Genomic DNA, 11,505 nt, shown 5'->3' with positions numbered 1-11,505 from the left:
TGGGCAATTCATGACCGAGGTTACACGCGGGCTTGGCCAGTTCGTCTCCCGGCTCCGCTTCGAGGAGATTCCGGCACTGGCACTGGAAGCGGCCAATATCGGCATGCTGGACTGTATCGGCACGATGCTTGCCGGCGCCGGAGAACCGGCGCCGAAACTGGTCGCCGCGACCGTGGCCGCGGCGACGGGCAACAACTTTGCCACCGAGGCGGTGACGGGCGGCAGGCTTTCGGCAGCGGATGCGGCGCTCGTCAACGGCACCGCCGCCCATGTCCTCGACTACGACGACGTCGCCTTGTCCGGGCATCCGAGCGCGGCGCTGACCCCGGCCATTCTCGCCGTGGGACAGACCGAAGGGGCAAGCGGGCGAGAGGCGCTTGCCGCCTATGCCGCCGGCTACGAAGTCTGGGCCCAGTTGCAGGCGCTCGAAACCGGCCAGTTGCACGACAGAGGCTTTCACCCGACAGCGGTGATGGGCACGATCGCCGCCGCCGCTGCGGCCTCCCGGCTCTATCGGCTCGATGCGGAGCAGACCACGCACGCCCTGGCGCTCGCGGCATCGCTGGCATCGGGCCTTGTCTCGAATTTTGGCAGCATGACGAAATCGCTGCATGTCGGTCGCGCCGCACAGTCCGGCATCATGTCGGCTCGGCTGGCCCGCGACGGCTTTACCGCCTCGCCTGACACGATCGAGCATCGGTCCGGGTTTCTGAAGGCCCACTCGCCTTCCGGCGCGCCCCTGCTCCATCAGCCGCTCGATGCAGGCCGCCCCTGGCGGCTGGAGCGCAACGGCGTCAACATCAAGCGATACCCGACCTGTTATGCCACCCACCGATCCATCGATGCCATGCTGGGCCTCGTCGAAGATCGGGCACTGACGCCGGATCAGGTCGCCCTTATCCAGGTTAGAACCGGCTCCACACAGCACGGCATGTTGCGCAATGCCCGCCCGCGGACCGGGCTGGAGGCAAAGTTCAGCATGGAGTTTGCCATGGCCTCGGCGCTGGTGGCACGGATGGTCGGGCTGGATCAACTGACGGACGCCTTCGTCCAGCGTGCCGACGTCCAGTCGCAGTTCGAAAAAGTGTCGATCACGACGACCGACGAACGCATGGCGGGGGACGAGACTTTTGCGCCATTCGACCAGGTCGCGGTGACCACGGTCACGGGCGACACCGTGTCCAGCCCACCCGTCAGCCATGCGCGGGGTAGCTGGCAGAGGCCGTTGAGCGATGCGGAACTCATGGAAAAATTCACCGCCTGCGTGACACTGGCACTGGGAGCGGATGCAGCCCCTCGTCTATGGGCGCAACTGCGTGATCTCACCACGCTGGCCTCACTGCGCGACCTGGACCTGTCGACCGCGCCGGCTCTCAAAAGGGACACTGCATGACACGCATCTGGCATCAGTCAGTCAACGAACTCGACCATATCTCCGCCTATCGGGCGGCCATTAGTCAGCATGCCGCAAACGTCTTGCCGATGGATGTAACCGTGACGGTCAACGGCCTCGCATCCGGGACGTATGGCGGAAAATCGCCGACCGAAGCCCTTGGTAATTCCGCGACCTATCACCGCGCGCTGTCCCAAATCGTCGATCTGGCCGTCGAGGCCGAGCGCCAGGGCTTCGATGCCTTCGTCATCGGCTCGTTCAGCGAACCTTTTCTGCGCGAGGCGCGCACCGCCGTCGATATTCCGGTCGTTTCGATGACCGAGGCGGCGCTGACCACCTCATGCTCGTTGGGACGCTTTGCGGGGCTGATTTCCAATGCGCCAAACGTGCAGTGGATGGCGCGGAGCTCTGTCGAAAAACATGCGCTTGCAAGCCGCGTCATCGAAGTCGCGTCGCTGGAGCCGCCGGTGGACGAGTTCGAACTGGCGAGCGCCTACGGCAATCCGCAGGCCATCGTCGCCAATTTCCGCGCCACTGCGGAACGCCTTGTCGCGAAGGGTGCCGACGTAATCGTCCCGGCCGAAGGGGTACTGGCCCGACTTATCACCGGTGCGGGCCTTTCCAGCGTTGCCGGCGCGCCAGTACTCGACGTGTTCGCGGTCGCCTGGCGACAAGCGATGATGATGGCAGATCTCTGGCGCACGACGGATTTGCGGCCCGGCCGCGCATGGACGTACCGACAATGACCTAACCCCGTTGAATTGACCCACCCTGAACTATTGTTTGCCTCGACCGATCTGTCGGGCCAGCCTCATCGCCATGGTCGGCAGGTTCTCCCCGCCGCGTGATTTCAACGCGCCCAGACGCCGGCGGCTCGGAGCGTTTCGCGTCGGGCTGGAGCCCTGGATATGCCCCGGAGGGACTGAAGATTGGCATTTCTCGAGGAGCCGGAGCCACAACGAGGCGTAGCCTTGCCCGTTCTGCCGGGTATCAGGCGCATCGTCGCGAACAATCCGAGCCTCATGACCTATCACGGCACGAATACCTACCTCATCGAGGCGGATGAGGGCGTCATCGTGCTCGACCCCGGACCGGAGGACGCCGGTCACCTCGACGACATCATCACGGCGACGGGCGGCAAGGTCTGCGCCATTCTCCTCAGCCACACGCATTCAGACCATCTGGGTGCCACCTCCTCCCTCAAGGCCAAAACGGGAGCACCGACCTTCGCCTTCCATCGGGTGGCCGATCCGGCCTTCGAGCCGGATGTTCTCGTCCAGGATCGCGACGTCGTGGCCGGAATGGTCGCGCTTCACACGCCGGGCCACGCGAGCGACCATCTGTGCTTCGTAGCTCGGGACGGAATCGTTTTCAGCGCGGATCACGTGATGTCGTGGTCGAGCAGCATCGTCTCTCCACCCGACGGCAACATGGCCACCTATTGCGCAAGCCTTCGCCTGATGCTCTCGCGGAACGATCGTCTTTACCTCCCGGGCCATGGCCCGCCGCTGCCGGATCCGGCGCCCTATGTCGCGGACCTTCTCAATCGCCGGATCGAACGGGAGGAGGCGATCTACGAAGCGTTGCGCTCAGGGCCGTCCAACGCCTGGGATCTGATGGATCGGCTTTACTCCAAGACGGATCCCTGGCTGCGGCGGGCGGCCGAGCGCAACGTCCTGGCCCATCTCGAGAAGCTGCACGCAGAAGACCGTGTGGAGCAGATCGGCGAGATATGGAGTGTGCTGCGCAAATAGCTGCGCGCGGCCTGCCGGCGCGGGTGTGATGGCCTTGGCCGCGTTCGACAAAGTCGATCGTCCCTGATTTCCATGACAAAATAAAGGTGATCCGATGAGAATTCTAGTCGGGGTTAAGCGGGTAGCGGACTTTAACGTGAAGATCCGCGTGAAGGCTGACGGTTCTGGCGTCGAGCTTGCCAACGTCAAGATGTCGATGAACCCGTTCGACGAGATCGCGGTGGAAGAGGCGCTGCGCCTGAAGGAAGCCGGCAAGGCGACCGAAGTGGTCGTTGTCTCGATCGGCCCGGCGCAGGCGGCCGAGACGATCCGTACCGGGCTGGCCATGGGCGCCGATCGCGGCATCCTCGTGAAGGTCGACGGCGTGGTCGAGCCGCTCGCCGTCGCCAAGCTCCTTAAGAAGGTGGTCGAGCAGGAGAATCCCGGCCTCGTCATCCTCGGCAAGCAGGCGATCGACGACGACTGCAACCAGACCGGCCAGATGCTCGCAGCCCTGCTCGGCTGGGGCCAGGGCACCTTCGCCTCGAAGGTCGTGGTCGGCGACGGCTTGGTCGACGTCACCCGCGAGGTCGATGGCGGCCTGCAGACGGTCGGCTTGAAGCTGCCGGCGATCGTCACCACCGATCTGCGCCTCAACGAGCCGCGCTATGCCTCGTTGCCGAACATCATGAAGGCGAAGAAGAAGCCGCTCGACGAGACCTCGGCCGATGCGCTCGGCGTCGATGTCGCGCCCCGCCTCAAGGTTCTGAAGACGGTCGAGCCCGCCGGCCGCTCCGCCGGCGTCAAGGTGGCCAACGCCGCCGAACTCGTCTCCAAGCTCAAGACCGCCGGGGTGATCTGATGACCACGCTGCTGATCGCCGAACACGACAACGCCTCCGTCAAGGACGCCACCGCCAAGGCGCTGACCGCCGCTGCCAAGCTCGGCGGCCCCGTGCATGTCCTCGTCGCCGGCCAGGGCGCCAAGGGCGCGGCCGATGCGGCCGCCAAGCTCGCCGGCGTCGAGAAGGTGCTGCTTGCCGATAACGCGGCCTATGGCCATGCGCTGGCCGAGCCGCTCGCCGCGCTGATCGCCAAGCTGGCCGCTGGCTACGACGCCATCGTCGCGCCCTCGACCACGACCGGCAAGAACGTGCTGCCGCGCGTCGCCGCCCTGCTCGACGTGATGCAGGTCTCGGATGTCAGCGCGATCGTCTCGCCCGACACGTTCGAGCGCCCGGTCTATGCCGGAAATGCCATCCAGACCGTGCAGTCGACCGACGCCAAGAAGCTCTTGACCATCCGCACCGCCTCCTTCGCGGCGGCGGGCGAAGGCGGCTCGGCTGCGGTCGAGAACGTCTCGGCGGCTGAGAACCCCGGCAATTCGTCCTTCAAGGGCGAGGAGGTCGCCAAGTCCGACCGGCCGGAGCTGGCTTCCGCCCGGATCATCATCTCGGGCGGCCGGGCGCTGGCTTCGGCCGAGAACTTCGGCAAGGTGATCGAGCCGGTGGCCGACCGGCTCGGCGCCGCGATGGGCGCCTCGCGCGCCGCGGTCGATGCCGGCTATGCCCCGAACGACTGGCAGGTCGGCCAGACCGGCAAGGTGGTCGCGCCCGAACTCTACATCGCCGTCGGCATCTCCGGCGCGATCCAGCATCTCGCTGGCATGAAGGACTCGAAGGTCATCGTCGCCATCAACAAGGACGAGGAGGCGCCGATCTTCCAGATCGCCGATTACGGCCTCGTCGGCGACCTCTTCACCGTCCTGCCCGAGCTCGAGGCCGAGCTCGCCAAGATCGGACAATAGCCGAGCAGCATCGTCTGAATCACCAGATCTCGGCATCAGCATGAGCCATAGGGCGGCCGTCCGCCCTGTGGCCCCGCTCGATTGCCTGCGGCGGGCAAGAGCACCAAGCCCGCGCGCGGACGAAAGCCGCAGCCTGCGGAGGGAACGCTGGCTTTCCCAGGGGCTCTGCCGAAACCGCCTGCCGGCAGCGCAGGCCCCGATGGAAGCCCCGCCGCGCAGCCGGAGGGCAATGCGCTTCTCGCCTATATGAAACGAGCCGCCCGCCTGAGGCGGGAGCAATGACATCAGCCGGGCGCGTCTCCGCGGCCCGGTCCGTCTCCGCGACAGCTTGGGCGATGCCCCGCCGGATATGTCCGGCGGGGCTGGGGTGCCGGTCTCATTCGCCGCTGCGGCGGCTGGGGCGGGACCAGATCAGGCTGAAGCCTTCGCCGTCCTCGTCGTCGAAGAGGTTGGCGAAGATCGGGGCGGTGAAGCTGGGATCGTCGAGCTTGAGCCCGAGATAGTCGCGGCCCTCGCTGGAGCGCTTGGACCAGGCGGCTCCGATCTCGGCGCGGCCGACAAAGACGCGGTGGCTGGGAGCATTCTCGCCGGTGATGCGGGTCTCCGGGACGATGCGGACACCTTTGGCCTGGACGCTGAGGGTGACGATGTCGCCGGCGAACTCGTTGGTGGCGGTCTGCTTGAAGGTGCCGATGGTGGCCATGGTGGTTCTCCTCGATGTCTGCTTCGAGCCCGCACCGGTGCGGCCTCGATGGCGATCGGCAGGCCGGAGGCGAGCGCCGGCGCACCCCCGAAAGGGGGCCTGACAGCAGAGGAGGAAGTTTCTTGTTTCGCGAGGAATGAGGGGTTCGGGGTCCCCGCGCGACCTGTCGCGTGGGGTGACCCCTCAGGGGAAGAAAGTTTTGACGGAGCTGTTGCGCCTGAGGCGGTCGAGGCGTCAGCCGTCCTTCGGCCAGATCAGCCCATTGGAGAGGCCGTTTCGGAGCGCGGCAACTGGCAGGGTAAGGAGAATCTGGCCGGGCTCGGCGGGTTCACGATAACCGTCACCGGGGCTCGCCGGCTGCCGGCCTGCCTCGATCCGGTCCGGGCTGTGAAGCGCGATCATGGTGAGACGTTGCGACGGAGATGCTGCCGGTTCGCCTGTCTCCGTCCGACCGGGATGATGCTGACGCCCGGCGCCCAACGCTCTGCGCTGTCGGGATGGGCGGGAGACGTCGATCCCGCTCTCCATCGACCTGCCCGCCCTTTGATGACGATGATGACGTGATCGGTCGCCGCGCTGCGTTCGCCTGACGGCGCCGAGGCGAGCAGCACGCCTGCCCAGCGGAGCACTTCCGGTGGGGCATCGCCATCGCCGGCCGAACAGACGACGCCGGTCGCGCTGACGCGACCGGCGTCAGAATAGGAGGGAGCTTATGCTCCCTCCTCCTTTTCGCGGTGCCGCTCGACCTCGACGAGCAAGGTTTCGAGGCGGCGAAGGGTCGTGGCGCGCTCTTTGCGGGTGAGGATGCACTCGGCGAGTTCCGCGCGCAATTCGGCGATTTCGGCATGGATGTCGAAGAAGTTGGTCATGGTGAACCTCCGTTGTCTCGATAACGGAGGTCGCTGACCGGGTGTTGGAGGATCGGGTCAGGGATCGCGCAGCGACCGGCCTGCCGGCGGGTGGGGGAACCGCCCGTCCTTGACGCGCGCCGCCTGCCGGTATGCTCGCGGTCTCAGAGAGAAGGTCGGCCTGGCTCGACGCTGGGGCCGGGCTCCCCTCGGGGCATGCAGGGCACGGCGCCGACCCGTATCGGCTCCTTGTTGGATACACCGGCAAGCGGATGACGACGAGGCGGCGGTCAGGCGCCGCCAAACTGGGGCTGAGAGATAGCGAGCGCCGGTTTGCCCCCGTTGTCACTGGCGCGAGATCAATCCGAGTGAGGATATCGTTCGTCGTCTCGTTGTAAACATTTGATCTACAACAAGAATTATGCTCCAATCTGAAATCGATCTGCGCGGGAAGGCAAAGATGAACCAGTATCTCCACAAGTCGAATTTTGTGTCGACGATATCGGACGGCTCCGTTTGAGCGTGTGGATACTTTCGTGTGTCGACCGGAAGGCAAGCCGAGTCTGACCTGTCGATCTTCGATCAGCGCAAGCAGATCCTCGCTTTCTGTGCCGGCAAAGGCTGGAACCTCGTCGCCGAATATGTCAAGCCCGGCGCCTCGGCGACCGACGATGCCCGGCCGGAATTCCAGAAGATGATCGAGCGCGCTTGCGACGACGATCGGCCGTTCGACATGATCCTGGTCCACTCGTTCAGCCGCTTCTTCCGCGATGCCTTCGGGCTGGAGATGTATATCCGCAAGCTCGCGAAGGCGGGCGTGCGCCTTGTTTCTATTACCCAGGAACTGGGAGACGATCCGGCTCAGGTGATGATGCGCCAGGTGATTGCACTCTTCGACGAATATCAGAGCCGGGAGAACGCAAAACACGTTTTACGTGCAATGAAAGAAAATGCACGCCAAGGTTTTTATAATGGCTCGCCGGTTCCGCTCGGTTTCACCACCGCTGAAGTCGAGAAGCGCGGCAACCGGACCAAGAAGAAGCTCGTCGAGGATCCGGTCGAAGCGGAGACCATGCGGCAGATCTTCAAGCTCTACCGGTCGGGTGACGGGACGAGCGGACCGCTCGGCATCAAGCAGGTGACCTGCTGGCTGAACGAGCGCGGCTACCGCACGCGCAAGGGAGCCCGCTTCGGCGTCGCGACCGTCCACGGCATCCTGACCAACACCGTCTATATCGGCGAATGGGTTTTCAACAAGCGCGAGGCCAAGACGCTGACCCAGAAACCGGCGAGCGAGCACATCGTTGTCGAGGTGCCGGCCATTATCCCGCGCGACGAATTCGACGCGGTGCAGACGCGCATGAAGGTCAACGCCCCGATGACCACGCCGCCGCGTGTCGTCACCGGCCCGATCCTGTTGACCGGTCTTGCGACCTGCGCCACCTGCTCGGGCGCGATGACGCTGCGGACCGGCACCTCGAAATCGGGGCAGGTCCACCGCTACTACTCATGCTCTGTCCATGGCCGGATGGGCAAGACGGCCTGCAAGGGGACGAGCCATTCGGATGGACAGGCTCGACACGCTCGTCACCGATCATCTCGTCGACCACCTGTTCCAGCGGGACCGGCTCACGACCATGCTCGCGGGCCTCGCGGCGGGGCGCGCCGAGCGTGCGCTTGAGGTCGATGGTCGGATCACCACGCTCCAGAGCGAGGCGAGCCAGGCCGAGGATCGGTTGAAGCGTCTCTACAAGATGGTCGAGGACGGCGTGACCGATCTTGACGACCTGCTGAAGGAGCGGATCGCCGCCCTCAAGCTGGAGCGTGATCGCGCAACCGCTGCGCTCGAGCGGATCAAGGCCCAAGCCGCTCCGCCGACCGTCCTGGAGCCGGAAGCCATCGAACGGTTCGGACGCCTGATGCGCGAAAGCGTTACCTCCGGCGACATCGCGTTTCGCAAGGCCTACATCCAGGCGGTCGTCGATCGTATCGAAGTCGATGACGATCTCGTCCGTATCATCGGGGATAAATCCACCCTGGAGCAGGCGATCGCGGGCAATGCCGCGCGCAATCTGGGTGTTCGCAGTTTTGAACGGAAGTGGCGCACCCGACACGATTCGAACGTGTGGCCTTCGCCTTCGGAGGGCGACGCTCTATCCAGCTGAGCTACGGGTGCTTACCGCTTACGTAGTGCTTACGCGGATTTTGTGCAGGTGTTAAGCCCCTACGTGCAACCCTTGTAAACCCTTGTATTCCAATACTCTTTTTTCCGCACTTTTCACATCAGCCGGCTTGACACGTGCCTTCGACGAGAAGTGGGGCAAGGCGGTGATCTCGCCCGCGTTCTTCACTCGGCTTGTCTTCGAGGGCGTTTGACGACCCGGCCGGAACGTGCGCGCTCCGGCCTGCGATCCCCGCTCGGCGCGAGCAAGGCGCCATCAGCCCGGCGCTGAGCCGCGGCAGTCAAGATACTCAATGAGGAGCCATCCGATGACCTCCACCGCAAAGCCTCTGACCATCGACATCCCGGTCGTCCTGAAATCGGTCAAGGCCGTCTTCAGCGTCGGCAGCCTGGCATTCGAGGGCGATCTTCCCGCCTCGATATTCCATATGCGACTCATCACGGGCGACGCTGCGGACTGGAAAGTCAGCGCCGACGTGGTCGCGGTCTTCCACACCAATGCCGGCCACGTCACGCTGCACGATGATGCCTACCACGCCGATCGCAATATTTCGACCGGCAATCCCTACAACCACATGATCAAGGACCTGCAGGATCGTGGTGTTCGCGTCGAACTTTGCGGCGCAACGGCCAAAGCTCATGGCTGGGGCAATGAGGACCTGCTTCCGTCCATCCCGGTGAACACCGACGCCATGTCCCGTACGATCGAGCTCGTGCAAAGCGGTTATGTTAAAATAACCGAATAGGCTTCTAGATTAGAATTATGATTCTGAATTCAGTTCGTCTAGTTCATTTTTATAATATTACGATATTTTGAATGCACACTTCTCTTATAGTTATTTCTTGCGCATAAAGCGGCACTTCAGAATGTCCTGATCTTGAGTGTCTATGTCCGACCGGGACCCCGGAATGCCGGTATAGCTGATCTCAGAACGAATAGACGAGGTGTTCCCGATGGATCTTCCAGCATCCGTACATAGCCGGCGCACTTTCCTTGCCGGAGCAGCCGGCATCTCGGCTGCGGCTCTCCTGCCGATGGGAGAGAGCATCGCGCAATCACTACAGGTCCAGACCGCGAAAGGATCCCACTACATGACTTCCGCTTACGTCACCACCAAGGACGGTGTCGAGATCTTCTACAAGGACTGGGGTCCGAAGACCGCGCAGCCGATCGTGTTCCATCATGGCTGGCCGCTGTCGTCTGACGACTGGGACACCCAGATGCTGTTCTTCCTCCAGCACGGCTATCGCGTCGTCGCCCATGACCGGCGCGGTCACGGCCGCTCGTCGCAGGTCAGCGAAGGCCACGACATAGATCACTATGCCGCCGACGCCTCGGTCGTGGCCGAGCACCTCGACCTGCGCAATGCTGTCCATATCGGTCACTCGACCGGTGGCGGCGAGGTTGCACGCTATGTTGCGAAACATGGCCAGCCGCAGGGGCGCGTCGCGAAGGCGGTTCTGGTGTCGGCGATCCCGCCGATCATGGTCAAGTCCGCGACCAATCCCGAGGGCACGCCGATCGAGGTGTTCGACGGGTTCCGCGCCGCCCTGGCTGCCAATCGCGCCCAGTTCTTCCTCGATGTGCCCTCCGGGCCGTTCTACGGCTTCAACCGCCCCGGCGTGACGCCGATCCCCGGCACCATCCAGAACTGGTGGCGGCAGGGGATGATCGGCTCGGCCAAGGCGCATTATGACGGCATCAAGGCCTTCTCGGAGACCGACCAGACCGGGGACCTGAAGGCGATCACCGTGCCGACCCTCGTCCTGCATGGTGATGACGACCAGGTGGTGCCCTATCAGGATGCGGCCGAAAAGTCGGTCAAGCTGCTGAAGCACGGGACGCTGAAGCTCTACAAGGGCTATCCGCACGGCATGCTCACCACCCATGCCGATGTGATCAACCCCGACCTGCTCGCCTTCGTGAAGGGCTGATGGAGCGGCGCTCCGGCGAGTGCGCCGGGGCGCCTTCACAACGCGCTTTCCCATAAGCCCTGCGAGGGAAGTCCAGCCATGAAGCCGAACTATAGCGACCGCTCCGCCGCGCTCTATGCCGATGTCGAGAACCCTAACTGTTTGAGAGTGCATCAGAAGCTGCAGGTTGTGAATCGGTGTCTGTCGGGGATGTTATCCTTGGGTATGCGTGGGAAGGCTAGGAGATGGTGGCTTCCCCACACCTCACACATCCCTCCCCTCTCTACCCTCCAAACCTCTCCCCCACTTCACCCCTCTTTACGCGCTCCCCTGCCCTTCCCACTCCCCGTTCTTGCTCCCTATGTCCGGATCTCTCACTTGGGAGACGCTTCGTGCGGATCACTCGGTTTGCTTTTCCCTTTGGCCAGGGCTTATGTCGGTGGGATCGCTTCTGAGCGCTCTTTGTCTGTTTGCGCTATCTCGCTCTAGCTATTTAGCTCGTGCGTCTCTGTGACGTGTCCCTGCTCATTCTAGCGCTAATCCAGAGTGTCATTCTCGCTGTCTGTTTCGCTTAGCGTCTGAGATTGCTGGGATTGGAGGATTTCCTGCCCCACTTGACGTCAACCTGTGCTGAACATGGCGGTTCTGGCTTCGGGTTGGTTTGTGGGCCTTTCATGAACATGATCGGTACATGTTCGGTGGGGTGTTTTGGGGGTGATTCTGACCTTGGTGCCTGGCCGGGATGGACCGTGCCTTCGATTCCTGACTGGCTCCGAGACCTTACTCGTTCTAAGCATGATAACGAGGCGTCCGTTACACCGCGCTTTGTGGTAATAAAATTTGATCAAAAAACTGTTGACGCCGCATAACGGCGGAGTCGAATCATCCCGCTTAGTGGCCTTTTCACTAAAATCAGGGGTGATGGA

Annotated in this window: 11 protein-coding genes and 1 tRNA gene; 8 read left to right on the top strand and 4 right to left on the bottom strand. The window is 63.5% G+C overall.

Annotated elements, in window-relative coordinates:
* Positions 1-10 precede the first annotated feature (10 nt).
* The 5 genes from KIO76_RS29135 to KIO76_RS29115 all read left to right on the top strand — a co-directional run bounded on the left by KIO76_RS29135 (position 11) and on the right by KIO76_RS29115 (position 4,932).
* Entirely contained in the window at positions 11-1,393 is a 1,383-nt protein-coding gene (locus KIO76_RS29135) for an MmgE/PrpD family protein (protein WP_213327186.1), read from the top strand.
* On the top strand, positions 1,390-2,139 hold the full coding sequence (locus KIO76_RS29130; protein ID WP_213327184.1) for an aspartate/glutamate racemase family protein: 750 nt from the start codon (positions 1,390-1,392) through the stop codon (positions 2,137-2,139). The genes KIO76_RS29135 and KIO76_RS29130 overlap by 4 nt, the downstream gene beginning before the upstream one ends.
* Positions 2,140-2,322: 183 nt before the next feature.
* Complete coding sequence (locus KIO76_RS29125) at positions 2,323-3,147, top strand: MBL fold metallo-hydrolase (RefSeq protein WP_213327183.1); 825 nt, start codon at positions 2,323-2,325, stop codon at positions 3,145-3,147.
* A gap of 94 nt (positions 3,148-3,241) precedes the next feature.
* Positions 3,242-3,988 (top strand): electron transfer flavoprotein subunit beta/FixA family protein, encoded by a 747-nt coding sequence (locus tag KIO76_RS29120; protein WP_213327182.1) that lies wholly within the window; start codon positions 3,242-3,244, stop codon positions 3,986-3,988.
* A complete protein-coding gene (locus tag KIO76_RS29115; protein WP_213327181.1) occupies positions 3,988-4,932 on the top strand; it encodes an electron transfer flavoprotein subunit alpha/FixB family protein in 945 nt (314 codons plus the stop codon). Before KIO76_RS29120 ends, KIO76_RS29115 begins: the two co-directional genes overlap by 1 nt.
* Before the next feature lie 376 nt (positions 4,933-5,308).
* Here the strand turns inward: KIO76_RS29115 and KIO76_RS29110 are convergent, their stop codons facing one another.
* From KIO76_RS29110 to KIO76_RS29100, 3 genes are all read right to left on the bottom strand, one after another.
* A complete protein-coding gene (locus KIO76_RS29110; RefSeq protein WP_213327180.1) occupies positions 5,309-5,635 on the bottom strand; it encodes a DUF736 domain-containing protein in 327 nt (108 codons plus the stop codon).
* Between the two features lie 234 nt (positions 5,636-5,869).
* The gene (locus tag KIO76_RS29105; protein ID WP_213327179.1) at positions 5,870-6,037 is read right to left on the bottom strand and encodes a hypothetical protein; all 168 of its coding nucleotides are present in this window, start codon (positions 6,035-6,037) and stop codon (positions 5,870-5,872) included.
* Between the two features lie 308 nt (positions 6,038-6,345).
* Positions 6,346-6,504 (bottom strand): hypothetical protein, encoded by a 159-nt coding sequence (locus tag KIO76_RS29100; protein WP_213327178.1) that lies wholly within the window; start codon positions 6,502-6,504, stop codon positions 6,346-6,348.
* 517 nt (positions 6,505-7,021) lie between these two features.
* Between KIO76_RS29100 and KIO76_RS29095 the strand changes: the two genes are divergently transcribed.
* On the top strand, positions 7,022-8,164 hold the full coding sequence (locus KIO76_RS29095; RefSeq protein ID WP_291976264.1) for a recombinase family protein: 1,143 nt from the start codon (positions 7,022-7,024) through the stop codon (positions 8,162-8,164).
* 418 nt (positions 8,165-8,582) lie between these two features.
* Here the strand turns inward: KIO76_RS29095 and KIO76_RS29090 are convergent.
* Positions 8,583-8,659, bottom strand: a tRNA-Arg gene (locus tag KIO76_RS29090).
* 314 nt (positions 8,660-8,973) lie between these two features.
* Between KIO76_RS29090 and KIO76_RS29085 the strand changes: the two genes are divergently transcribed.
* A complete protein-coding gene (locus KIO76_RS29085; protein ID WP_213327176.1) occupies positions 8,974-9,411 on the top strand; it encodes a DsrE family protein in 438 nt (145 codons plus the stop codon).
* Positions 9,412-9,757: 346 nt separating this feature from the next.
* Positions 9,758-10,600: an alpha/beta fold hydrolase gene (locus KIO76_RS29080; RefSeq protein WP_213327402.1), complete on the top strand. Its 843-nt coding sequence runs from the start codon at positions 9,758-9,760 to the stop codon at positions 10,598-10,600.
* Positions 10,601-11,505 lie beyond the last annotated feature (905 nt).

Origin of the sequence: Chelatococcus sp. YT9 (assembly GCF_018398315.1) — a bacterium.
GTDB lineage: Bacteria > Pseudomonadota > Alphaproteobacteria > Rhizobiales > Beijerinckiaceae > Chelatococcus.
Note: the sequence above shows the minus strand (reverse complement) of the source record. Positions and strands in the feature narration are given on the sequence as shown.

What these genes read in the sequence shown, in the direction of transcription:
- KIO76_RS29135 (WP_213327186.1), top strand. Translation starts at nt 11, where the DNA reads ATGACCGAGGTTACACGCGGGCTTGGCCAGTTCGTCTCCCGGCTCCGC.
- KIO76_RS29130 (WP_213327184.1), top strand. Translation starts at nt 1,390, where the DNA reads ATGACACGCATCTGGCATCAGTCAGTCAACGAACTCGACCATATCTCC.
- KIO76_RS29120 (WP_213327182.1), top strand. Translation starts at nt 3,242, where the DNA reads ATGAGAATTCTAGTCGGGGTTAAGCGGGTAGCGGACTTTAACGTGAAG.
- KIO76_RS29115 (WP_213327181.1), top strand. Translation starts at nt 3,988, where the DNA reads ATGACCACGCTGCTGATCGCCGAACACGACAACGCCTCCGTCAAGGAC.
- KIO76_RS29110 (WP_213327180.1), bottom strand. Translation starts at nt 5,635, where the DNA reads ATGGCCACCATCGGCACCTTCAAGCAGACCGCCACCAACGAGTTCGCC.
- KIO76_RS29105 (WP_213327179.1), bottom strand. Translation starts at nt 6,037, where the DNA reads ATGATCGCGCTTCACAGCCCGGACCGGATCGAGGCAGGCCGGCAGCCG.
- KIO76_RS29100 (WP_213327178.1), bottom strand. Translation starts at nt 6,504, where the DNA reads ATGACCAACTTCTTCGACATCCATGCCGAAATCGCCGAATTGCGCGCG.
- KIO76_RS29085 (WP_213327176.1), top strand. Translation starts at nt 8,974, where the DNA reads ATGACCTCCACCGCAAAGCCTCTGACCATCGACATCCCGGTCGTCCTG.
- KIO76_RS29080 (WP_213327402.1), top strand. Translation starts at nt 9,758, where the DNA reads ATGACTTCCGCTTACGTCACCACCAAGGACGGTGTCGAGATCTTCTAC.